This window comes from Arthrobacter sp. NPDC056691 (genome assembly GCF_042791415.1).
GTDB lineage: Bacteria > Actinomycetota > Actinomycetes > Actinomycetales > Micrococcaceae > Arthrobacter.
The window spans coordinates 112,567-134,436 of the sequence record NZ_JBHTXX010000005.1; the positions used below are offsets into that span (position 1 = coordinate 112,567).

19 protein-coding genes and 1 pseudogene are annotated in these 21,870 nt (G+C 68.1%); 14 read left to right on the plus strand and 6 right to left on the minus strand.

The features are described from left to right. Window positions 1–53: 53 nt before the first annotated feature. Window positions 54–1,094 (plus strand): L-glyceraldehyde 3-phosphate reductase, encoded by a 1,041-nt coding sequence (gene mgrA, locus ACFRAU_RS06610; RefSeq protein WP_377999248.1) that lies wholly within the window; start codon window positions 54–56, stop codon window positions 1,092–1,094. A 178-nt stretch (window positions 1,095–1,272) separates the two neighbouring features. Further along, on the plus strand, window positions 1,273–2,358 hold the full coding sequence (locus ACFRAU_RS06615; RefSeq protein WP_377999249.1) for an inositol-3-phosphate synthase: 1,086 nt from the start codon (window positions 1,273–1,275) through the stop codon (window positions 2,356–2,358). 173 nt (window positions 2,359–2,531) lie between these two features. On the opposite strand, the gene ACFRAU_RS06620 is transcribed toward ACFRAU_RS06615, so the two are convergent. After that, window positions 2,532–3,155 carry a MerR family transcriptional regulator gene (locus tag ACFRAU_RS06620; RefSeq protein ID WP_377999250.1) on the minus strand — a complete coding sequence of 208 codons (624 nt, stop codon included), beginning with the start codon at window positions 3,153–3,155 and terminating at the stop codon, window positions 2,532–2,534. 97 nt (window positions 3,156–3,252) lie between these two features. Between ACFRAU_RS06620 and ACFRAU_RS06625 the strand changes: the two genes are divergently transcribed. Together ACFRAU_RS06625 and ACFRAU_RS06630 are read left to right on the plus strand one after the other, a co-directional pair. Next, window positions 3,253–3,786: a DUF2306 domain-containing protein gene (locus ACFRAU_RS06625; RefSeq protein ID WP_377999251.1), complete on the plus strand. Its 534-nt coding sequence runs from the start codon at window positions 3,253–3,255 to the stop codon at window positions 3,784–3,786. A 567-nt stretch (window positions 3,787–4,353) separates the two neighbouring features. Beyond that, window positions 4,354–4,902, plus strand: a complete 549-nt coding sequence (locus tag ACFRAU_RS06630; protein ID WP_377999252.1) for a DUF559 domain-containing protein — start codon at window positions 4,354–4,356, stop codon at window positions 4,900–4,902. A 136-nt stretch (window positions 4,903–5,038) separates the two neighbouring features. Here ACFRAU_RS06630 and ACFRAU_RS06635 read toward each other — a convergent pair whose 3' ends face one another. The 3 genes from ACFRAU_RS06635 to ACFRAU_RS06645 form a co-directional block, all read right to left on the minus strand. Further along, a complete protein-coding gene (locus ACFRAU_RS06635; RefSeq protein WP_377999253.1) occupies window positions 5,039–6,751 on the minus strand; it encodes a formate--tetrahydrofolate ligase in 1,713 nt (570 codons plus the stop codon). A 21-nt stretch (window positions 6,752–6,772) separates the two neighbouring features. Next, the gene (gene mshA / locus ACFRAU_RS06640) at window positions 6,773–8,050 is read right to left on the minus strand and encodes a D-inositol-3-phosphate glycosyltransferase (RefSeq protein ID WP_377999254.1); all 1,278 of its coding nucleotides are present in this window, start codon (window positions 8,048–8,050) and stop codon (window positions 6,773–6,775) included. A 215-nt stretch (window positions 8,051–8,265) separates the two neighbouring features. After that, complete coding sequence (locus ACFRAU_RS06645; RefSeq protein ID WP_377999255.1) at window positions 8,266–9,726, minus strand: 6-phospho-beta-glucosidase; 1,461 nt, start codon at window positions 9,724–9,726, stop codon at window positions 8,266–8,268. A gap of 125 nt (window positions 9,727–9,851) precedes the next feature. On the opposite strand from ACFRAU_RS06645, the gene ACFRAU_RS06650 reads away from it, so the two are divergent. The 6 genes and pseudogenes from ACFRAU_RS06650 to tsaD all read left to right on the plus strand — a co-directional run bounded on the left by ACFRAU_RS06650 (window position 9,852) and on the right by tsaD (window position 15,674). Continuing rightward, a complete protein-coding gene (locus ACFRAU_RS06650) occupies window positions 9,852–10,943 on the plus strand; it encodes a carbohydrate kinase family protein (protein WP_377994376.1) in 1,092 nt (363 codons plus the stop codon). 256 nt (window positions 10,944–11,199) lie between these two features. Then, on the plus strand, window positions 11,200–12,483 hold the full coding sequence (gene alr, locus ACFRAU_RS06655; protein ID WP_377999256.1) for an alanine racemase: 1,284 nt from the start codon (window positions 11,200–11,202) through the stop codon (window positions 12,481–12,483). Next, a complete protein-coding gene (gene tsaE / locus ACFRAU_RS06660) occupies window positions 12,480–13,121 on the plus strand; it encodes a tRNA (adenosine(37)-N6)-threonylcarbamoyltransferase complex ATPase subunit type 1 TsaE (RefSeq protein ID WP_377999257.1) in 642 nt (213 codons plus the stop codon). The genes alr and tsaE overlap by 4 nt, the downstream gene beginning before the upstream one ends. Then, window positions 13,121–13,792, plus strand: coding sequence for a tRNA (adenosine(37)-N6)-threonylcarbamoyltransferase complex dimerization subunit type 1 TsaB (gene tsaB, locus ACFRAU_RS06665; protein ID WP_377999258.1), 672 nt, complete (start codon window positions 13,121–13,123; stop codon window positions 13,790–13,792). Before tsaE ends, tsaB begins: the two co-directional genes overlap by 1 nt. 119 nt (window positions 13,793–13,911) lie before the next feature. Beyond that, window positions 13,912–14,331 (plus strand): annotated as a pseudogene (rimI, locus tag ACFRAU_RS06670) (ribosomal protein S18-alanine N-acetyltransferase); the annotation flags it as partial. A gap of 158 nt (window positions 14,332–14,489) precedes the next feature. Next, window positions 14,490–15,674 (plus strand): tRNA (adenosine(37)-N6)-threonylcarbamoyltransferase complex transferase subunit TsaD, encoded by a 1,185-nt coding sequence (gene tsaD, locus ACFRAU_RS06675; RefSeq protein WP_377994380.1) that lies wholly within the window; start codon window positions 14,490–14,492, stop codon window positions 15,672–15,674. Between the two features lie 17 nt (window positions 15,675–15,691). Here tsaD and ACFRAU_RS06680 read toward each other — a convergent pair whose 3' ends face one another. Further along, window positions 15,692–16,843, minus strand: a complete 1,152-nt coding sequence (locus ACFRAU_RS06680; protein WP_377999259.1) for a glutamate--cysteine ligase — start codon at window positions 16,841–16,843, stop codon at window positions 15,692–15,694. A 337-nt stretch (window positions 16,844–17,180) separates the two neighbouring features. On the opposite strand from ACFRAU_RS06680, the gene ACFRAU_RS06685 reads away from it, so the two are divergent. Both ACFRAU_RS06685 and ACFRAU_RS06690 read left to right on the plus strand, forming a co-directional pair. Then, window positions 17,181–18,746, plus strand: coding sequence for a glycoside hydrolase family 3 N-terminal domain-containing protein (locus ACFRAU_RS06685; RefSeq protein WP_377999260.1), 1,566 nt, complete (start codon window positions 17,181–17,183; stop codon window positions 18,744–18,746). Window positions 18,747–18,792: 46 nt separating this feature from the next. Then, window positions 18,793–19,620 carry a shikimate 5-dehydrogenase gene (locus ACFRAU_RS06690; protein WP_377999261.1) on the plus strand — a complete coding sequence of 276 codons (828 nt, stop codon included), beginning with the start codon at window positions 18,793–18,795 and terminating at the stop codon, window positions 19,618–19,620. A gap of 13 nt (window positions 19,621–19,633) precedes the next feature. Here the strand turns inward: ACFRAU_RS06690 and ACFRAU_RS06695 are convergent, their stop codons facing one another. Beyond that, window positions 19,634–20,860, minus strand: a complete 1,227-nt coding sequence (locus ACFRAU_RS06695) for an SAM-dependent methyltransferase (protein WP_377999262.1) — start codon at window positions 20,858–20,860, stop codon at window positions 19,634–19,636. Between the two features lie 55 nt (window positions 20,861–20,915). Between ACFRAU_RS06695 and ACFRAU_RS06700 the strand changes: the two genes are divergently transcribed. After that, window positions 20,916–21,332: a hypothetical protein gene (locus tag ACFRAU_RS06700; protein WP_377999263.1), complete on the plus strand. Its 417-nt coding sequence runs from the start codon at window positions 20,916–20,918 to the stop codon at window positions 21,330–21,332. Between the two features lie 217 nt (window positions 21,333–21,549). Continuing rightward, window positions 21,550–21,843: a co-chaperone GroES gene (gene groES / locus ACFRAU_RS06705; protein ID WP_003805290.1), complete on the plus strand. Its 294-nt coding sequence runs from the start codon at window positions 21,550–21,552 to the stop codon at window positions 21,841–21,843. Window positions 21,844–21,870: the final 27 nt, after the last annotated feature.

Below are 21,870 nucleotides of genomic sequence, written 5' to 3' on the forward strand. Positions count from 1 at the left end.
CGGATGGTGGACGCCCGCCCCGCTGCAGGGGCGCGGCTGGCAGGATGGAACGTATGACTTATGTGGCCTCGGACACCCGCTATGACACCATGCCGTACCGCCGCGTCGGACGCAGCGGCCTGAAACTGCCCGCCATCTCGCTGGGCCTGTGGCACAACTTCGGCGACGACAAGCGCTTCGACGAACAGCGCGCCATCCTGCGCCGCGCCTTTGACCTTGGCGTCAACCACTTCGACCTGGCCAACAACTACGGCCCGCCGGACGGCTCCGCGGAGACCAACTTCGGCCGGCACCTGCAGGACGACTTCAAGCCGTACCGCGACGAGCTGGTCATCTCCACCAAGGCCGGCTACTACATGTGGCCCGGCCCGTACGGCGAGTGGGGCTCCCGGAAGTACCTGATTTCCAGCCTGGACCAGTCGCTGCAGCGGATGGGCCTGGACTACGTGGACATCTTCTACAGCCACCGCCCGGACCCGGAGACGCCGCTGGAGGAGACCATGGGCGCGCTCGATTACGCGGTCCGCTCCGGCAAGGCCCTGTACGCGGGCATCTCCTCCTACACCCCGGAGCAGACACTCGAGGCAGCCCGCATCCTGAAGGAACTCGGCACGCCCCTGCTCATCCACCAGCCCAGTTACTCCATGCTGAACCGCTGGACCGAGAACGGCTCGCCCAACCTCTACGAGGCGCTGGAGCAGGTGGGCGCCGGCTCCATCGCGTTCTCCCCGCTGGCCCAGGGCATGCTGACTGACCGCTACCTCAACGGCGTCCCGGCGGATTCCCGCGCCGCCAAGGCGAGGTTCCTGTCCGAATCGGCCCTGACCGAGGACAAGCTGGACAGGGTCCGCGGGCTGAACGCCATCGCCGCTGGCCGCGGACAGTCGCTGGCACAGATGGCCATCGCCTGGATCCTCCGCGACCAGCCCAAGGGCTCCCCGGTGACCTCTGCGCTCGTCGGCGCGTCCAGCGTCAGGCAGCTCGAGGACACCCTTTCCGCCATCAACAACCTGGAGTTCAGCGCCGAGGAGCTGACGGCGATCGACGAGTTCGCCGTCGAATCCGACATCAACCTCTGGGCGCAGCGGGTCTGACACCCCGCTGCAAGACCGACACGCAATCAAGCGGCCGGGGACGGCGGGAACAAAGCAGGCCCCGGCAGCGTTTGGTTAGACTGATAAGCGCGCCGCGTGGCGCGGTGCCCGTCAGACGCCGTCGTACAGCAAGGTACAGACGCGCAGGGCACATGAAGTTTGTTCTCAAAGGAGTTCCGTGTCTTCAAATCCGATTCGTGTAGCTATCGTCGGCGTGGGTAACTGTGCCGCTTCGCTGGTTCAGGGTGTTCATTACTACCGGGATGCCGACCCCAAGGCCACGATTCCGGGTCTGATGCACGTCGAGTTCGGCAAGTACCACGTCAACGACGTCCAGTTCGTGGCCGCTTTCGATGTCGACGGCAAGAAGGTCGGCGTCGACCTCGCCGATGCGATCCTGGCCAGCGAGAACAACACGATCAAGCTCGCCGAGGTCCCGCCGACCGGTGTTACTGTCCAGCGCGGCCACACCCTGGACGGCCTGGGCCGGTACTACCTGGAGACCATCGAACAATCCACCGAGGAACCTGTCGACGTGGTCCAGGCCTTGAAGGACGCCCAGGTGGACGTTATGGTCTGCTACCTGCCGGTGGGGTCCCAGGAAGCCGCAGAGTTCTACGCCCAGGCCGCGATCGACGCGGGCGTGGCCTTCGTGAACGCGCTGCCGGTATTCATCGCCGGCACCAAGGAATGGGCCGACAAGTTCACCGCCGCCGGTGTGCCGATTGTGGGCGATGACATCAAGAGCCAGATCGGCGCCACCATTACCCACCGCGTGATGGCGAAGCTGTTCGAAGACCGCGGCGTCACGCTGGACCGCACGTACCAGCTGAACGTGGGCGGCAACATGGACTTCAAGAACATGCTGGAGCGCGACCGGCTTGAGTCGAAGAAGATCTCCAAAACCCAGGCCGTGACCTCCAACGTGGAGGCCGAGCTCGCCGCGAAGGACGTCCACATCGGCCCGTCCGACTACGTGCAGTGGCTTGACGACCGCAAGTGGGCCTTCGTCCGCCTGGAAGGCCGCAACTTCGGCGACGCGCCGGTGTCCCTCGAATACAAGCTCGAGGTCTGGGACTCGCCGAACTCCGCGGGTGTGATCATCGACGCGATCCGTGCGGCGAAGATCGGCCTGGACCGCGGCACCGGTGGCCCGCTGGTCTCCGCATCCAGCTACTTCATGAAGTCCCCGCCGGAGCAGTTCAACGACGACCTTGCCCGCGAAAAGGTTGAGGCCTTCATCCGCGGCGACCTCGACCGCTAACCCTTCCGGACGCGCTCTCACTTCCTGCGGGTTTGGACCGGACGCTTCCTCACCTCTTGCGGGTTTTAACGCGATCCTTCCTCAGATCCCGTCGGGTTTAGGCGGACGCTTCCTCACGTCTCGTCCGGACTGACGCGATGCTCCCTCACCTTCGAGTGGGGGAGCACCGCTGTTTAAGCGTCCTTTTCGTAGCGCCGAATCGCGTGGCTCGCCTGTGCGAGTGCCAGCAGCTTCAGGACCAGCTGGCTGTGCAGGTGCATGCCCACGGCCGCCGTCATGATCAGCTGGTTGACGTCCTCCGGTGCCGTCGTGGCCGAAATATTCACTGCGGCAATCGCGTCCACCGCCTGGCTGTAGGCGTCGAGCAGTTCGGCTGTGACGGGTACGCCGAGGCTTTCCATCAGGACCAGCTGGGCATTGAGGGCGTTCCTGGCGTCGCTCGGCACGTCCGGCCAGTTCCGGAAACGGACGACGGCGTCACCCGCCGGCGTCCGCAGGTCGCCGTGCGCCGTACTCACGTCGTCGAGGCCCAGGACTGTGCGCTGGACCGCGGCCAAAAGCTCAAGGCGGGGTGCGCCGCCGTCGGCCATTCTGAGCAGGGAACCGATTTGGGCGATTTGCAGGCCGACCACGCGCCGCAGCGCCTGGATCAGTGCCAGCCTGCTCACATGATGCTCGGAATACTCGGCCCGCGTGGCATGAACCGACTGGCCCGCGGGCAGCAACCCTTCGCGGAGGTAGAACTTGATGCTGGCGGGGGAGACTCCCGTCCGCTCGCTGAGCTCCTTCAGCTGCATGCCCGCTCCGTTCCTCGGCGGGGCAGCCCTTTGGATAGCTGCCGCCGCGCTGGCTATCTTGATGTACACGACTGGATAGTGCTCCTATCCTAGATGCATGGAGCCTTGGAATGTACTGCTTGCCAGCCACGTCATTGCCGCACTCTTTGTCCTCGCCATCGGCCCGGTCCAGATCCTTCGCCGCCGGCGGGACCGCACCCACCGCACTATGGGATACCTGTGGGTCGCTGCCATGTACTACGTGTGCTTCAGCAGCTTCTGGATCGTCAGCGACGGGCATTTCAGCTGGCTTCACGGGCTTTCGGCGTTCACGATCGTGACCGTCACGCTCGGGCTCATCAGCGCGGTCCGGCGGAACATCCCGGCGCACCGGGGGAATATGATCGGCAGCTACATTGGTATAGCCGTGGCGTTCGCTTTCGCAGTCTCGGCGCCGGGTCGTGCGATTCCGCGCCTCCTGGCCGCGGACGCTTCGACGGCCGTGTACGTGACCGCATTGGTGGCGCTCAGCGTCGCCGTCGTCTTCTTTTCGCTTCGACGCGGCGAGGGCCGGCGATCCGAGGACCCGAGGCGAAAGCAGGACCAGTCCGTGGCTGCAACTTCCGCAGGACCCGCCGCCGGCCCAAAGTAGAGGCTGACCAACGCTTCCTCACGTCTCGTCGCTTCACCGCTGACGCTTCCTCACGTCTCGTCGCCTCACCGCTGACGCTTCCTCACGTCTCGTCGCCGGATCTCGCTGCCTGTGGATAACTTCTGCGGGGTAGGTCGATTTCGAGCAAGAATGCCGTATGCATATACGAACAGATCTTCCTGCCAGCTTGGTCTCTGCCCCCTTCACGCTGGGGTCTGCGAAGGCTTCCGGAATTCCACCCGACAGGCTGCGACGGGCCGACGTCGCGCATGTAAGTCGTGAACTGTACCGCCCGGCCGGCTGGAGCTTCGAGCTTGAGGCGGCGTCCCGGGCACTGTCTGCGGCATCCCCCGGAGCATGGATATCGCACGTCACAGCCGCACGGATTCGGAGTCAAATCCTGCCGCCGTGGCTGGCGGATTCGACCGAGTTGCATTTGAGCAAACCCCATTCGCTGCCGGAGGTGCGGCGAAGAGGGGTGACCGGGCATTCGGTGTTGGCATTCGAGGATGAGATCGAAACCGTCGGCGCATCCGTGTCAGCACGAGGTCCCGCACCTGGCTCGACATGGCGAGGCGGCTGTCGGAGCGCGAACTGGTCTGCATGGGCGACCAGCTCATCCGCGTTCCCAGGGCAGTTTTCGAAGACCGCACGCTGCCGTTCGACACGCTTGACGGCCTGCGTGCCCTCGTGGGCCGCCATCCGAATCTTCAGGGTGTGGTCCGGGCGCGGGCCGCGATCGAGAGGATGCGGGTGGGAGCTGACTCGGCGCCGGAGTCGCTGCTGCGCCTCGCGATGGAGGACGCAGGCCTACCGGAGCCTCAGCTGCAGGTGCCCCTGAGAGAGCACGACGCCGTCGGGCCGTCTGCAGATCTCGGTTACAGGCAGCGTCGGATTGCCATACAGTACGACGGCGAACACCACCTTCACGAGGGCCAGATCCTCAGCGACAGGCGGCGGAACAAAGCATTCGAGGCTGCTGGATGGGCCGTGGTGGTGTTCGGCAAGAAGGACTTGGCTGACGGCTTCGATCGGGCCATCCGGCAGATCAAGCGGGCGATGCGCACGAACCCGCTGGACCATCCTCAAGCGTCCGGATTTGCCGATGCGGTGTGAGGAAGGGTCGGTGCAAACCCGGCGGGAGGTGAGGAAGGGTTTGGGGTGGGGCGGCGGGAGGTGAGGAAGGGTTTGGGTTGACGCGGCGGGAGGTGAGGAAGGGTCGGTGCAAACCCGGCGGGGGGTGGGGAAGGGGCTAGAAGAGGCCGACGGGATTGCCGTCGTCGTCCACGTCCATCCGCATTGCCGCCGGAACGGCCGGGAGGCCGGGCATGGTCATTACTGCTCCGGTCAGGGCCACGATGAAGCCCGCCCCGGTCTTGGGAATGAGGTCGCGCACATGGATGGTGAACCCCTTGGGCGCCCCCAGCCGCGAGGCGTCGTCCGTGAATGAGTACTGCGTTTTCGCCATACAGACCGGCAGCCCGGACCAGCCGTTCTTCTCGATGTCCGCCAGCCGGCGCAATGCAGGCACAGAAAAGTCCACGCCGTCGGCGCCGTAAATTTCCTGGACGATGGTGCGGATCTTGTCCTCCACCGACATGTCCAGCGGGTAGAGATGCCGGAACGACGACGGCCCGTTCACCACGGCGGCGACCTTGGCAGCCAGCTCATCCCCGCCGTCGCCGCCCCCGCCCCGTCCCCAGATGTCCGCCACCGAGGCCTGGATGCCCTCGCCTGCGCACCAGCCGATCAGCCAGTCGAGCTCCTCCTGGGTGTCGGAGGGAAACTTGTTGATCGCCACCACTGGCGTCACGCCGAACCGCTCCACATTCCGGACATGCCGGCGCAGGTTCACAACGCCCGCCGCCACAGCCTCCACGTTGGGCGCGTTCAGCCGGTCTTTGGGAATCCCGCCCTGCATCTTGAGTGCGCGAACGGTTGCCACCACCACGACGGCGGCCGGCGCCACATCAGCGATCCGCGCCTTAATATCCATGAACTTTTCCGCGCCGAGGTCGGCCCCGAATCCCGCCTCCGTCACCACGATGTCAGCGAGCCTCCGGGCGGTCTGCGTGGCGATTAGCGAGTTGCAGCCGTGGGCAATGTTCGCGAACGGCCCGCCATGGACCAATGCGGGGGTACCGGCGATGGTCTGGACGAGGTTCGGCTTGATCGCGTCCTTAAGCAGCATCGTCAGCGCGCCCTGCACGCCCAGGTCCGCAACGGTAACCGGCGCCCGGTCATAGGTGTAGCCGAAAGTGATCCGGCCCAGCCGGTCCCGCAGGTCGGCGATGTCAGTCGCGAGGCAAAAGACAGCCATGATTTCGGATGCGACGGTGATGTCGAAGCCGTCCTGGCGGGGGACGCCCTGCGTAGGCCCGCCCAGACCAATGACCACCTCGCGGAGGGAGCGGTCATTCATGTCCAGCACCCGCTTGAACGTCATGCGGCGCGGGTCGATGTTCAGTTCGTTGCCCTGGTAGATGTGGTTGTCCACGAGGGCCATCAGGGCATTATTGGCGGATGTCACTGCATGGAAGTCGCCGGTGAAATGCAGGTTGATTTCGTCCATGGGCAGCACCTGGGACAGCCCGCCGCCCGTGGCTCCGCCCTTCATGCCGAGGATGGGGCCGAGCGAGGGCTCGCGCAGCGCGACCATCACCTTATGGCCTGCCCGGGCCAGCGAGTCCGCCAGTCCCACCGTTGTGGTTGATTTTCCTTCCCCGGCCGGCGTTGGCGACATCGCCGAAACCAGGACCACTTTTCCGGCGGGTGCGGGCGCTGACAGCTTGGCGGGGTCGATCTTGGCCTTGTAGCGGCCGTAGAGCTCCACGGCCCCGGCATCGATGCCGGCAGCCGCGGCGATTTCCTCGATGGGCCGCAGCACCGCCCTGCGGGCAATGTCCAGGTCGCTCAGGGGAGTGCTGCTCTGGCCGGTACCGCTCAGGGGAGTGCTGTCAGACATCGGTGTCCTTTCCGGATGGGTTTAGCCCGTGAGCTGTGCCCCGTAGACGGCGGCCATGGGGTGGCTGGAGGCATATTCGTCGACGGCGGCGTGGTAGCTGTCGAGGGTGATGGCGGCCGTCCGTTGCCAGCCGGAGTTTGCTGCGTGGATGGCGGCGGCGGTGCCCATGTTGTGGCGGGTGTCGGGGTCATCGTGGAGTGCTTCGAGTGCGTCGGCCCAGTCGGCGGCGTGGTGTCCGTCCACGAGGAGGCCCGTGCGGCCATGGCTGACGGCACGGGTGAGTCCGCCGACGCGGGTGGCGAGGACGGGGGTGCCGCAGGCTTGGGCCTCAAGGGCGACCAGGCCGAAAGATTCGCTGAAGGAGGGCATGACGACGACGTCGGCGGCCCGGAACCAGCCGGCAAGTTCGGGTGCGCTGACTGGCGGGTGGTGGGTGACGACGTCGTCGAGTCCGGCGGCGCTGACGAGGGTATTGAGGTTGAAGTCCTTGGCGCCGCTCAGCGCTCCGAGGATGGTGAGTTTGAGGTCGATGTCGGGGCGGCGGCGACGAAGCAGGGCGGCGGCCTTGAGTAGGATCTGCGGGCCTTTGAGGCGCTGGATCCGGCCGGCAAAGAGCAGGTGAAAGGTGCCGGGGGCGATGCCGTGGCCGGCGCGGGACAGGGCGCGGAACGCGGGGGTGAAGACCGAGAGGTTCACGCCGGGGGGTGCGACGTCGATGTGGTCGAAGTCGGCGCCGTAGTGGGAGACAAGCTCGGCGGCTTCGGCGGTGGTGTTGGCAATGAGGCGGGTGGCGCCGTCGACGATGTGGTGTTCGCCGTCTTCGCGGCGGCGGGGTTCGGGCTGTTCGCCGGAGTGCAGGAGGAGGTTCTTGACTTTGGCCATGGTGTGCATGGTGTGCACCAGCGGGACGTTCCACAGTGCCGACAGGTCAAGGCCGGCGACGCCGGAGACCCAGTAGTGGGAGTGGATGAGGTCGTAACGGCCGTGGGGCTGCTGGGCGCGGATGCGCTCGATTTCGGCGACCATGCTGTGCAGCAGTTCGGGAAGTTCTTCTTTGGGGAGTCTGCGGGGCGGCCCGGCCATGACGTTGTGCACGCAGACGCCGGGGTCGGGATGTTCGACGGCGGGCTGGCCGGCGGCCGTGGAACGGGTGAAGATCTCCACTTCGATGCCGGTTTCGGCCAGGGCGGAGGCGAGGCCGCGGATGTAGACGTTCATGCCGCCGGCGTCCCCGGAACCGGGCTGTTCCATGGGGGAGGTATGCAGCGACAGGAAAGCCACTCGTTTGATCACGGACATGGCCCTCCCTCCTCTCCGGACTGCTAGAACTGCGTCGGGTAAAACACTACTCCTCAACGGTCAGCGGAACGGTGGTGCTGCAACTGCTGCCGACGTGGCGTCCCACACGCCAAGCGGGGCGTCCACCGGTTTTAGCACGCTCCTGCTAAAACCCGCACGGCCCTGCTAATACCAGCCCCGGCTTGCCTCGCGCCCACGCCCCCTCGCCAGCCTCGTCACCGCCGCCACAGCGCGGCCAGCTCCGGAAACGCGGCCTCGTAGCCCGTAAGCAACGCGCCAGCCAGCTCCGCGGAACCGACCAGCGGGTGTTCGGCGAAGGCCGCCAGTGCCGCATCGCGGTCCCCAGTGGACGCAGCACGGACGGTGAGCCGCTCCACCTTCTTGACCTGCTGCAGGAGGCCCAGCTGCGGTTCGGCGGGCCTGTCCTGCGGGATCGGCACCACCCCGTCAGGCGTGACCGTGCAGGGAACTTCGACGACGGCGTCCGCCGGCAGCCCGGGAATCGCGGCCTGGGAGCCGCCCGCCCCCGCGGGGGACTGGGCGGGGGACTGCCCGGTGGAGTTCGGTGTGTTGAGGATCAGCTCCGCCCCGGCGCCCACACCGTCGACGCCGGCCCCTCCGGCCAGCGCCCGCATCACCGCCAGCGCCACCTGCTCGTAGCCGCCGCCGGCAAGGTCCTCGGGGTTCCGCGCCTCGCCGCCGGCCCTGGCCTCGGCCAGATACCCCTCCTCGCGGGACCGCCGGGCGGCCTCCCACAAGCCGTACGCGTCCCCGCCGGCAGCCGCCAGCCGCGGATACAGCTCAGCCTGCTGGCCGTGGATCGACTCGCCGCGCGTCTTCACCATGGCGCGCATGCCGGCCGCCGCGCGCGCCATCTCGTAGTAGTAGAACAGGTATTCGTTCGGCAGCAGCCCGAGCTCGCGCAGGAAAGCCTGCGGAAACAGCCGGCCCTCCTCAAATCCGGCCAGGGCTCCGGCATCGGCCAGCAGCCCGGGAAGGACATCCCGCCCGCCGCTCTCCAGCCGGTACAGCCAACCGAGGTGGTTCAGCCCGTAGTAGCCCACGCCGTCGAGCTTTCCTCCCGGCAAGTGCACGCCGGCCGCCCTGGCGGCGCGGTGCACCAGGGCGCTCGCGGAGTCACAGATGCCGATCACCTTCCTGCCCAGCACGGGAACCAGCGCCTCGGTGACCATCCCCGCCGGGTTGGTGAAGTTGACCAGCCACGCGTCCGGGCAGTGCGTCCGCATGCTCTCTGCGAGCTCCAACATGGCCGGGATGGACCGCAGCGCGTAGGAGATGCCGCCCGCGCCGGTGGTTTCCTGCCCCAGCAGCCCGACCTCCCGGGCCACCCGTTCGTCGGCAACCCGGCCGGCCGTGCCGCCCGGGCGGATGGCGGCGAACACGACATCGGTGCCATTGAGTGCCTGGGGCAGGGACGTCGTGGACGTCACCGCTGGCGGACGCCCGGAAGAACGTACGACGGCGGAACTTCCGTCCGCCGCACCGCTCACCTCCGAGGACATGGACCGCAGCACGGCCTCGATGGCGGCCAGGCGGCCGCCGTCGACGTCGAACAGCACCACTTCGCTGACCATGCCTGAAGAGGGTCCGGAACACAAGGCACGGTAAACAAGGGGAACCCGGAATCCGCCGCCGCCGGCGATCATGAGCCGCATGGCAGGAGTCTATGCGCAGTAGCCCACGAAGCGGCCGGAATTGCGGCGAGGGAGCCACCCGGACGCGTCCTGACCCCCAGATCGCGGGGTTTCAACGCCAAGGTACAGAGCGTAATGTGCCGAACATGGAGGCGAATCCCGCACGCCGTTTCGACCCGCTCTCGGCCGTCCGCAGACAGTCGGCCGGAGAGTTCGATCTGCTGCTGGCCGGGACCGTTTTTCAGGACATCATCTTCACCGGGCTGCCGCACGCGCCCGAGCCCGGAACGGAAATCTGGAGCGAGGGAATGGGCAGCTGCCCGGGCGGCGTGGCCAACCAGGCCATCGCGGCAGCGCGCCTTGGCTTGCGGACGGGTTTGGCGGCTGCCTTCGGGGACGACGGCTACGGCGACTACAACTGGAAAATTCTGGACCGGCAGGAGCACGTGGACCTCTCCCTGTCCCGCCGGGTCCCGGGCTGGCACTCCCCGGTGACCGTATCCCTGAGCGTGAACCACGACCGCTCGATGGTCACACACGGGCACCCGGCGCCGGTAAGCGCCTCCGAGCTGATCGGGGAGCCGCCCTGCGCGCTGGCTGCCGTGGCGGACCTCGGCCATGAACTGGAGCCGTGGGCGCTCGCGGCGCACAGGGACGGGGTGAAGCTGTTCGGCGACGTCGGCTGGGATCCCACCGGTGAATGGGCGCACGCACGGCTCGCGAACCTGCAGTACTTCCACGCCTTCATGCCCAACCAGCGCGAGGCCATGGCCTTCACCGGCAAGGACGATCCGTGGGCTGCGCTGTACTCCCTGGCGGACCGGGTCCCGGTGGCGGTGGTGACCTTGGGGGCGCAGGGAGCAGTGGCCGTGGACTCGGAAACCGGCGAGGAGGAATGGGTGCCGTCGCTGCCGGTCGCCGCCTACGATCCGACCGGTGCCGGGGACTGCTTCGGGGCCGCATTCATCGTCGGGAGCCTGGCGGGGTGGCCCCTCAGCGACCGCCTTCGTTTCGCCAACCTCTGCGCCGCGCTGGCAGTGCAGGAAGTGGGCGGTTCCCTCGCGGCGCCCGGGTGGGGAGATATTGCCGACTGGTGGAAGCGCGCCAACGCCCGGCCCGAACGCCGCGGCAGCCAGTGGCTGCGCCGCTACTCCTTCCTCGCCGACATCGTCCGCGACGTTCCGCAGGAGGCCCAGCGGCGCGCTGCCGCCACCATCGCGCACCTCTCGGACGCCTGAGCAGGCCCCGGGAGGCAAGGCACCGGCCGCCCGGCCACTGCGACGCGCAATTGGCCCGGCGACGCGCAACCTGCCCTGCGACGCGCAACATGCTCTGCGACGCGTGGCCTGCCCTGCGACGCGCAATTGGCCCGGCGACGCGCACATTCCCGTGTCCTCCGGCCGCATGCGCATCGCCGGGAACTTTCCGCGTCGCCGGAGCGCCCGGGAACACGGCAATTATTCGGCCGGAGGCGCCAGCACTAGAATCAGTAGGGTGATTTATCCAGCAGCAACAGGTGACCGCCCGGCAGTAGCGGGCTCGGCCGGTACGTTCCACGGTTCCGCCCGGACGGCCCATGAGCGTTCCGCAGTGATCGACCTTGAGGCCATCCGGCACAACGTCCGCCGGATCGCCGCGGCCGCGGAGCCGGCCAAGGTCATGGCAGTCGTCAAGGCCGACGCCTACGGACACGGCGCAGTGCCGGTGGCCCGTGCGGCCCTCGAGGCAGGCGCCAGCTGGCTGGGCGTGGCGCACATCTCCGAGGCGCTGGCCCTGCGCGCCGCAGGCATCGAAGTCCCGCTGCTCGCCTGGCTGCACACCCCGGAAAGCAACTTCGGCGCGGCGGTGGCTGCCGGCGTCGATATCGGGTGCTCCGGCTGGGAGCTGGAACAGATCGTGGCCGCCGCCCGGGAACAGGAACGGCCGGCACGTGTTCATCTTAAAGTCGACACCGGACTTGGCCGCAACGGCGCCACCGTCGAGGTGTGGGACCGTCTGGTGGGTGAAGCCGTGGACTACCAGGACCAGGGGCTGCTGCGCGTAGTGGGCATCTTCTCCCACCTTGCCGTGGCCGACGAACCCGAGCGCCCCGAAACCGACGACCAGCTCGCCGCGTTCCGCGAAGTCCTGGCCATTGCCGAGGATGCCGGCGTGGACCCCGAGGTCCGCCATCTGGCCAACACCCCGGCCACGCTGTCCCGGCCCGACACGCACTTCGACCTGGTCCGCGCGGGGCTGGGAATCTACGGCCTCTCGCCCTTCGAGGGGCAGACTTCCGCGGAACTGGGCCTCCGCCCCGCGATGACCCTGCGAACTGTCGTGTCCCACTGCAAGGACGTACATTCCGGCCAGGGCGTTTCCTACGGCTTCAATTACCACACCTCCGGCGAGAGCACGCTGGGGCTTATTCCGCTGGGCTACGCCGACGGCGTTCCCCGCGTCGCCACCGGCGGCCCCGTCCGCGTGGAGGGCGTCACCTACCCCGTGGTGGGACGGATCGCGATGGACCAGATGGTGATCGACCTCGGCCCTCTCGATGTGAGCCGGGGTGGCCGCAGCGTCCTCGGAGCAGAGGCGGTCCTCTTCGGCGACGGAGCCGACGGCGGCCCCACGGCCGATGACTGGGCCCGCGCCGCCGGCACCAACAATTACGAGATCGTCACCCGCATCAGCCCCCGCGTGCCCCGCACCTACATCAACGAGTCGCCGGTCAACGAGTCGCCCGTCGGCGAAGTGCCGGCCAGCGGATCGCCCGTCGCCGAATCGCCGGCGCCGTGAGCGTCCCGGAGGCCGGCAGCGATCCGCTGTGGGTCCAGACCCTGACGGTTACGACGGCGGACCAGACCCACGCGCTCGGCGCGGCTCTGGCGGAGGTGCTCCGGGCGGGGGACCTCCTGGTGCTCACCGGCGAACTGGGCGCCGGCAAGACCACCTTCACCCAAGGCCTGGGCGAGGGCCTGGGTGTCCGCGAGGGCATCATTTCGCCGACCTTCGTGCTGGTGCGCATCCACCCGAACCTCCCCGACGGCCGGCGTCCCGGCGGGCCGGACCTGGTGCACGTGGACGCGTACCGGCTGGGATCGGCGTCGGAAATCGACGATATTGACCTGGAGAACACCCTGGACTCCGCCGTGACCGTGGTGGAGTGGGGCCGGGACCGCGTGGAGCACCTCACCGAGAGCCGGCTCGAGGTGGAACTGCACCGCCAGCTGGGCGGCGCCGGCGTCGTGCCCCATCACGCCGGTCACGGTTCAACCGAACCCGGCACGGCGCCCGGTCCGGCGGCGTCGGGCACTGAAGCGCCGGTCTTGGACTTCGAGTCGGAGGACGACGACGAGCCCCGTACCATCATCATCCGCGGCTTCGGGCCGCGCTGGGCCGAGCAGCCCGTTCTGGCCGCGGAAGGAATCTCCTGATGCTCATACTCGCCATCGACACCTCAGCCGTGGCCAGCGCCGCGCTGGTATCTGACGACGCTCTGGAAGGCGTGGTGGGCAGCTTTTCCACCGAGGACACGAGAAGCCACGCCGAAGTCCTGGCGCCCGGAATCGAGCGGCTGCTGGCAGACGCCGGAGTAACCGGAGCAGACATTGACGCGATCGTTGTGGGCGTTGGTCCCGGTCCGTTCACCGGGCTCCGGTCCGGCATTGCGACGGCGCGTACCCTGGCCTTCGTCTGGAACACGCCGCTGCACGGCATGATGAGCCTCGACGCCGTCGCCCTCGAGGTGGCCGAGTCCACCGAAGCGCCGGCCGAATTCCTTGTGGCCACGGACGCCCGGCGCAAAGAGGTCTACTGGGCGCGCTACACCCTGGCCGCGGGCCAGCTGCCGAAGCTCACGGACGGTCCGCACGTGAGCTTCGCCGCTAACCTTCCCGACCTGCCCGCCTACGGCGCGGGCGCAGGGCTGTACCCCGACGACGTGCGTGCGGATCCGGACTTCAGCACCGAGCAGCCGGACGCACTGTACCTGGGCCAGTTTGCGCTGGCGAGGCTGGCAGCCGGCGGGGAACTCCTTGACTCCACGCCGCTCTACCTCCGCGAATCCGACGCCCAGGTCCCCGGCCCCCGGAAGCGTGCCCTGTGAACCTGCTGCCCGAATCATCCGGCAACCCGGGACCCGGCAACCCCACTCCCGGGATTCAAACACCCGGTGAAGCGCCTGTCCTGCCCCGCCAATTAGCCTCGGGCGTGACCGTCCGTGACATGCTTCCCGGCGACATCCCGGCCGTCCACGAGCTGGAGGTCCGGCTGTTCCCGGTGGACGCGTGGCCGCTGCAGATGTTCCGGGACGAACTGCTTCAGCCGGAAACCCGCAGATACCTAGTGGCTGAAGCACCGGACGGCATCGTCGGCTATGCGGGGCTCATGTGCGTGGAACCGATCGCCGACGTCCAGACCATCGCCGTCGTTCCCGAGTTCGAGGGCAAGGGCATCGGCACGGCGCTCCTCACCGACCTGATCACCGAGGGGCGGCGCCGCGGTGCAGCGGACATCCTCCTCGAGGTCCGTGCCGACAACCCGCGCGCCCAGCAGCTGTACGTCCGCTTTGGCTTCGAGCAGATCCACGTGCGGAAGCGGTACTACCGCGACGGCGTCGACGCCCTGATCATGCGGCTTCAGCTGGAGGACGTGCTCGGTGTGCACACTGACGTCGTGCACAGTGACACCGTGCACGAGGCCTCAGTGCACCCGGACACCCTGCACGACGCCGGTCCCCAGCCCCTGCAGACTGACGAAGCCGGCAGCGCCGGCGAAACCGCGCCGACGGAGGCAGACCAGAAATGAACCGCTCGCAGCCGCTAGTTCTCGGCATTGAGTCATCGTGCGATGAAACGGGTGTCGGCATCGTCCGCGGCACCGACCTCCTGACCAACACGGTGTCCTCCTCCATGGAGGAGCACGTCCGGTTTGGCGGCGTCATCCCGGAAATCGCCTCGCGCGCCCACCTGGATGCCTTCGTTCCTGCCCTGCAGGCGGCCCTGGCTGAGGCGGATGTGACCCTGGACGAGATCGACGCCATTGCAGTGACGTCCGGTCCGGGGCTGGCCGGAGCACTGATGGTCGGCGTGTGCGCCGCGAAGGCGCTCGCCGTTGCCACGGGCAAACCGCTCTATGCCATCAACCACCTGGTGGCCCACGTGGGCGTCGGCCTGCTGAACTCCCGCCCCGGCGTCGGAACGGGCCCCGGCGGCGGCGCGGACAAGCCGGTCCTGCCAGAGAACCCCATCCTGCCCGAGAACCTCGGCGCCCTGCTGGTCTCCGGCGGCCACACCGAGATCCTGCGCATCCGGAGCATTACCGACGACGTCGAGCTGCTCGGCTCCACCATCGACGACGCCGCTGGCGAGGCCTATGACAAGGTCGCCAGGATCCTGGGCCTCGGCTACCCCGGCGGCCCGGCCATTGACCGGCTGGCGCGCGAAGGCAACGCCAAAGCCATCCGGTTCCCGCGCGGACTCACGCAGCCCAAATACATGGGTACCGCGGAGGAGCCCGGCCGGCACCGCTACGACTGGTCCTTCAGCGGACTGAAGACCGCGGTGGCGCGGTGCGTGGAGCAGTTCGAAGCCGCGGGCGAACCGGTGCCGGTGGCGGACATCGCGGCAGCCTTCCAGGAGGCTGTGGTGGATGTCATTACCTCCAAGGCCGTCCTGGCCTGCCGGGAGCGTGGCATCACCGACGTGCTGCTGGGCGGGGGAGTGGCCGCCAATTCGCGGCTGCGGCAACTGACCGAACAGCGCTGCTCAGCCGCCGGCATTACGTTGCACGTTCCGCCGCTGGACCTGTGCACGGACAACGGCGCGATGGTGGCGGCGCTCGGCGCGCAGCTGGTCATGGCGGGCATCGAACCCAGCGGCATAGACTTCGCGCCGGACTCGTCCATGCCGGTGACAACGGTGTCGGCGCCAAGTGGGTCGCAGATCAAGGCGTTCTCGGCGCTGGGAACGCCCTCAACTGCTACTTAGTTGGGCCACGCGCAAACTCAGGCGGTGGGGCCGTTCCGCATCTGCTTCACGAGGTCCAGGACCACGGCCTGCAGGTTGCCGTGGTTCTCGGCGGCCACGCGGCGCTGGCGCTGGTACCCCGCGCCGCGGCTGATGATCTTTTCGACGTCGGCCAGCTCATCCGGGCAGCCCAGCTTCGCGGCGATGGGTTCGAGCCGGTTGAGCGTTTCCAGCAGGTGGTCGGTGACGAGCTGCTCGTTGCCCTCGGCGTCGAGGATGATGATCGCGTCCATGCCGTAGCGGGCGGCCCGCCACTTGTTCTCCTGGACGTGCCACGGCGGCATGGTGGGGATGCTGCCGCCGGCGTCCAGAATGTCGGAGAATTCGTGCACCAGGCACTGCGTCAGGGCCGCCACGGCGCCCACTTCCTCGAGTGTGGCCAGGCCGTCGCAAATGCGCATCTCAATGGTTCCGAGGGCCGGAACCGGGCGGATGTCCCAGCGGATCTCCGAGATCGTGTCGATCACGCCGGTGGTAAACATGTCCTGGACGTAGGACTCGTATTCTTCCCAGCTGGCGAACTGGAAGGGAAGTCCCGCCGTCGGCAGCTGCTGGAACATGAGCGCCCGCTGCGAGGCGTAGCCGGTGTCCTCGCCGCCCCAGAACGGGCTGGACGCGGACAGGGCCTGGAAATGCGGGAAGTAGTTGACCAGGCCGTCCAGCACGGGGAGGACCTTGCTGCGCCGGTCCAGGCCAACGTGGACGTGCACCCCGTAGATCACCATCTGCCGGCCCCACCACTGCGTGCGGTCGATCAGCTTCGCGTAGCGTTCCTTGTCCGTGACCGGCTGCAGCTGCGGCGGGCTGAACGGGTGGCTCCCGGCGCAGAACACTTCAACGCCCATCGGGTCCGTGACTTCACGAACGGCGGCCAGCGAACGGGCGAGGTCTTCCTTGGCTTCCGCGGCGGTCTCGCAGATGCCGGTCACCAGCTCGACGGTATTGAGCAGCAGCTCCTGCTTGATGTGCGGGTGCTCGTCATCCTCGTTCAGCTCGGGATGCCGTGCCACGACCCCGCGCAGCACGTCGTTGGCTACCGACGACAGTTCGCCGGTCTGCGCATCCACCAGCGCGAGTTCCCATTCCACACCAAGAGTTGATTGCCTGGATGAAGCGAAATCAATCTTCATGTGTTCCTCGCTGTGTGCTGGCTGATGCCGAATGGACCGGGTGCCGTCCGTTCCTGACGAACGGCTGGCAGGGGGAACGGTCTTCCAAGTCTAGTGCAGGGGTAGCATCGAGGTGATGGCTTGGCTATACAGGGCGCGTGAGAGTCTTCACAAAACCAGCCGCCCCACTTCCCCGCAAAAACATTCCGGCATTGCGTCCGCGCGGACCGCACCTGTCGCATCTGCGGCAGCGCTTGCGGCGCTGTTCGCCATGGCGTCGTGCACGGTGCCGCCGTCACCTGGGCCGGAACAACGCACGACGACGGCGCCCGCGGCTTCCGCTTCCGGCTCACCGACGGTGCCCCAGACGGATGCATCCAGCCCGGCCCCGTCCGCGGCGAAGCCCGCGCCGAGGGAAACCGCGGCGCTGGGCTGGGGCCCGCAGCAGCGGGACGCCGACGCTGCCGCCGCGGCGGTGGCGAAGATGACCCTCGAGGAGAAGGCCGGGCAGGTGCTCCTGCCCTTCTACACCGGCCTCGACCACGAAGCCCAGGCAGCGACCATCGAACGACTTCACCTTGCCGGTTCGATGATCATGGCCGACAACGTGCCGGGAACCGCCACCGGCCTGGTGGACGTCCCGGGGCTGGCCGGCGTGACGCGCCGGCTGGACAAGGCCGCCCGCTCCGGTGGCCGCACCTGGCCCGGCCTGATCGGCGTCGACCAGGAAGGCGGGGCAGTGAGCCGCGTCGGCGCACCGCTGACGCGCTGGCCCACGCCGATGAGCTACGGCGCGGCCGGCAGCGTGCCCCTGGCCGCCGAGGCCGGCACAGGCCTCGCGGCAGAACTCGCGCCGCTGGGCTTCACCGTGGACTTCGCGCCCGCGGCCGACGTCACGATGGGACCGGCCGATCCCACCATCGGTGCCCGTTCCATGTCAGCTGACGCCCGTGCCGCGGCATCGCTGAGTGCCGGCTTCGCCAGGGGCATGCTGGCAGGCGGCGTGCTGCCCACCGTTAAGCACTTTCCCGGGCACGGCTCGGTGACCGCCGATTCCCACAAGGGCCTCCCGGTCCAGAACGCCAGCCTCGCGCAGCTGAAGGCGCGGGACTGGAAGCCGTTCCAGTCCGCGGTCAAGGCGGGTGCGCCCATGATCATGACCGGACACATCGCCGCGCGGGCACTGGATCCGGGCGTGCCCGCGTCCCTCTCGAAGGCAACCTACAGGGCGCTCCGCGGCCTGGGCTTCAAGGGCGTGGCCGTCACGGACGGGCTGAACATGGGCGCGGTGGCCGGCCGCTACCCCCTCGGTTCAGCGGCGCCCGCCGCGCTGGCGGCCGGCGCGGACCTGCTGCTGATGCCGGCGGACGCAGCCGCCGCCCATGCCGCCGTCGTCCGTGCGGTCACGGAGGGAAAGCTCCCGCCGGCGCGGCTCGAGGACGCGGCCCGCCGGGTGGTCACCATGATGATCTGGCGCGGAAGGACAGCCCAGCCTAAGCCCGCCGCGGCGCCGGGAAGCGGCGAAGCGCTGTCCGCCAGGATTTCGGCCCGCGCCATCACGGTGGTGGCCGGCCTGTGCAAGGGCGCTTCCGTGCGCGGCAGCGTGCGCGTGGAAGGGGGCACGCCCGTGGACCGGGCCCGTTTTGCCGCTGCGGCCAAGGAGGCGGGGATCACCCTGGGCACGACGGGGCCGCTGGTCAGCCTGATCAGCTACGGCGCCGGCCCCACGAAGGGCGACGTTGCGGTGGCCCTGGACGCGCCCTGGCCCCTGGCGCAGTCCGTCGCGCCCACGAAGATCGCCCTCTACGGCCGAACGCCCGGAGCATACAAGGCGCTGCTGGCCGTCCTGGCAGGCAAGGCCACCGCCCCCGGAAAGCTGCCGGCCGCCGTCGGACCCTACCGGCCCGGCACCGGCTGCCGATAGCAGCGGGCTGCACGTAACAAAGGCAGTGCCGCCGTTTAATGGAGGGGTGCCGATTCTGAATAAAGACATGACCCTGTGCATCTCCCTCTCGGCCCGGCCGAGCAACAACGGGACCCGCTTCCACAACCATCTGTACGACCAGCTGGGCCTGAACTGGATCTACAAGGCCTTCGCGCCCACCGACCTGGCCCAGGCGATCGCGGGCGTCCGCGGCCTGGGGATCCGGGGCTGCGCCGTCTCCATGCCCTACAAGGAGGACGTGATCGCCCTGGTGGACGCCATGGACCCGTCCGCCAAGGCGATCGACTCCGTCAACACCATCGTCAACGACGGCGGGCGCCTGACCGCGTACAACACGGACTACACCGCGATCGAGCAGCTGCTGCAGCGGAACGCCGTGCCTGTGGAGTCGTCGGTGCTGCTCAAGGGCGCCGGAGGCATGGCCAAGGCCACCGCCGCAGCCCTGCGCGACGCGGGCTTCAAGGACGTCACCGTCATCGCCCGCAACGAGGCAACCGGCCGGGCGCTCGCCGATCTCTACGGCTTTGCGTGGCGCGCGGAGCTCGGCACCGGCCCGGACGCCACCGCGGACATGATCATCAACGTCACCCCGGTGGGAATGGCCGGCGGACCGGAAGCCGACGCGCTGTCCTTCCCCGCCGAAACCATCGGGGCCGCCAAGATTGTGTTCGACGTCGTGGCGCTGCCCGCTGAAACGCCGCTCATCAAGGCGGGGCGGGACGCCGGCAAGCAGGTCATCACCGGCGCCGAGGTGGCCACCATCCAGGCATTGGAGCAGTTTGTGTTGTATACGGGCATCCGCCCCACGGACCAGCAGGTCCGGGACGCCGAGGCGTTCGTGCGGGCCCAGTAGTTACACGGGCCAGTTACACGGGCTCCACGGAGACAGCCACTCTTTCTTCCCCGATCCGGGTGAGGACCAGGGTGGCTGTCTTCTTGCCCGCCTTGCCTGCGCCCTTGCCCCCGGGGAGCAGCTGCTTGCGCAGCTCCTCCGGGGTGACGGACGTGCCGCGCTTCTTGATGTCCAGCACGCCGATGCCGTTTTCCCGGACCCAGGCTTTGAGGGCCTTGACGTTGTAGGGCATGACCTCCACTACCCGGTAAGCCCTCGCAAACGGAGTGTCCAGCAGCTCCGGGGCACATATGTAGGCGATGTGCTCGTCCACGAGGTGGCCGCCCAGGTCGAGGGCCAGATCGGCCACGAGCCCGGCCCGGATGACGGCGCCGTCCGGCTCGTACAGGAAACCTTCCACCGGGCCCACGGCGGCCACCGGTCCGGCGTCGAACTCCTCCCCGCTGGTGAGTTCCGCCGCGCCCTCCGGCCCGATCACCAAGGCCGCCCGGCGGATCCCGGGACGGGCCACGGCGTTGAACCACAGCGTGACTTCCGTGACGTCGCCGCCCACCGAGACCCATTGGGCCTCGCAGCCGGCGGGCACCGACTCGTGCGGCATGCCCGGCCCCATTTTGACGCCGACGGCGCGCCCCGCGGCAGCCAGCGACTCCACGAAGGACAGCGGGGGAGAGAACGCCTCGGGGTCCCAGATCCGCTTGGTGCCGGACGTGGTGGTGGTGCGCCGGGCAGGGTCCAGCCAGACGCCGGCCCCGTCCTCCAGCGCCACGGACGTCGCATCCGAATGGACCACCCTGGCGTGCGGAAAGGGAATGAGGTTGATCGTGGCGCAGGCGGCGGTGGTCTCGTCCACTTCCACGGCGGTCACGGCGATGTCCAGCGACGCGAGGGCCATGGCGTCCGCGCCGAGGCCGCAGCCCAGGTCGGCAACGTGGCGGACGCCCGCCTGGGCAAAGCGCTGGGCGTGCCGGGCCGCCACGTTGAGCCGGGTGGCCTGCTCCAGGCCGGCCTGGGTGAAGAGCATCTGCCGGGCAAATTCGCCGAACTTGGCCTCTGCCCTGGTCCGGAGCCGCGACTGCGTCAGGACGGCGGACACGAGTTCGGGGGAGTGGCCGGCCTTGCGGAGGCTTGAGCTGAGGGTGAAAGAATCATCCTCGCGGTAGGGTCCGAGCGAGGCCAGCAGCTCCCATCCTTCTTCTGTGAGGAGCGGGGCGATCTGGTCCTGCGGTGCTTCAGACATGGGATCAAGCCTAGTGGAGCGGCCGCCCCAAACTCTTCCCGATAGGGTGGTCTGAATGGAATCCAGCGAAACGCCCAGCTCAGGTCAGTCCGACTCCGGCCAGCCCGAAAGCACCAGCCCTGGTCCGGCGCAGCATAGCCGCCTGGTCCGGTGCGCACGCCCGGCGCTGATCGTCGGAGCGGTGGTCGCGGTCGTCTGCCTGGTCCTGCTGGTGATCATCTTCCTGCTGGACTCCTTCAATGCCACCGTCTACTCGGTGGGCGGCAAGAACATCAGCGACGCCACCGAGGAGGCCCGGCAGATCCGGGACCTCTACCTGGGCGCGCGTGTTGGCGGCGTTGTGGTGCTCATCGTCTCGGCAGTGGCCGCGGCGGCGGCCGCCGTCGTGCTTGTCCGCGAACAGCGGAAGGCGGGGGACGAGGACGCCGACGGCGGCGAGGACCTGGGGTTCGACGACCTCGCCGGGCGCTGAACGAAGGTCCGCGCGGGTTACGGCGGATGAAATTCTGGCACTCACCTTGACCGAGTGCTAACCCCTTACATAGAGTCATCATTAGCACTCTCCCTAGGAGGGTGCTAACACACGAAGAGCTGCCAGCCTGGCTGCTGCCGGCACCGCGACGACGGTCTGCCGCCACGGCGCAACAGTTTTTACTGTCCATGAATTTTGACGAAAAGGAGAGGTCCGAGTGTCGGTCTCTATTAAGCCTCTTGAGGATCGTATTGTTGTCCGCCCGCTCGAAGCCGAGCAGACCACGGCTTCCGGCCTGGTAATCCCGGACTCCGCCCAGGAGAAGCCGCAGGAAGGCGAAGTTGTTGCAGTAGGCCCCGGTCGCTTCGAAGACGGCAACCGCGTACCGGTCGACGTAGCTGTTGGCGACGTCGTCATCTACTCCAAGTACGGCGGAACCGAAGTCAAGACCGGCGGCACCGAGTACCTCGTGCTCTCCGCCCGCGACGTTCTGGCGATCGTCGTAAAGTAACTCTCTTGGACCCCCGTGCCGCTGTCC

What these genes read in the sequence shown, in the direction of transcription:
- mgrA (WP_377999248.1), top strand. Translation starts at nt 54, where the DNA reads ATGACTTATGTGGCCTCGGACACCCGCTATGACACCATGCCGTACCGC.
- ACFRAU_RS06620 (WP_377999250.1), bottom strand. Translation starts at nt 3,155, where the DNA reads ATGCAGCTGAAGGAGCTCAGCGAGCGGACGGGAGTCTCCCCCGCCAGC.
- ACFRAU_RS06625 (WP_377999251.1), top strand. Translation starts at nt 3,253, where the DNA reads ATGGAGCCTTGGAATGTACTGCTTGCCAGCCACGTCATTGCCGCACTC.
- ACFRAU_RS06630 (WP_377999252.1), top strand. Translation starts at nt 4,354, where the DNA reads ATGGCGAGGCGGCTGTCGGAGCGCGAACTGGTCTGCATGGGCGACCAG.
- ACFRAU_RS06635 (WP_377999253.1), bottom strand. Translation starts at nt 6,751, where the DNA reads ATGTCTGACAGCACTCCCCTGAGCGGTACCGGCCAGAGCAGCACTCCC.
- mshA (WP_377999254.1), bottom strand. Translation starts at nt 8,050, where the DNA reads ATGTCCGTGATCAAACGAGTGGCTTTCCTGTCGCTGCATACCTCCCCC.
- ACFRAU_RS06645 (WP_377999255.1), bottom strand. Translation starts at nt 9,726, where the DNA reads ATGCGGCTCATGATCGCCGGCGGCGGCGGATTCCGGGTTCCCCTTGTT.
- ACFRAU_RS06650 (WP_377994376.1), top strand. Translation starts at nt 9,852, where the DNA reads ATGGAGGCGAATCCCGCACGCCGTTTCGACCCGCTCTCGGCCGTCCGC.
- tsaB (WP_377999258.1), top strand. Translation starts at nt 13,121, where the DNA reads ATGCTCATACTCGCCATCGACACCTCAGCCGTGGCCAGCGCCGCGCTG.
- tsaD (WP_377994380.1), top strand. Translation starts at nt 14,490, where the DNA reads ATGAACCGCTCGCAGCCGCTAGTTCTCGGCATTGAGTCATCGTGCGAT.
- ACFRAU_RS06680 (WP_377999259.1), bottom strand. Translation starts at nt 16,843, where the DNA reads ATGAAGATTGATTTCGCTTCATCCAGGCAATCAACTCTTGGTGTGGAA.
- ACFRAU_RS06695 (WP_377999262.1), bottom strand. Translation starts at nt 20,860, where the DNA reads ATGTCTGAAGCACCGCAGGACCAGATCGCCCCGCTCCTCACAGAAGAA.
- ACFRAU_RS06700 (WP_377999263.1), top strand. Translation starts at nt 20,916, where the DNA reads ATGGAATCCAGCGAAACGCCCAGCTCAGGTCAGTCCGACTCCGGCCAG.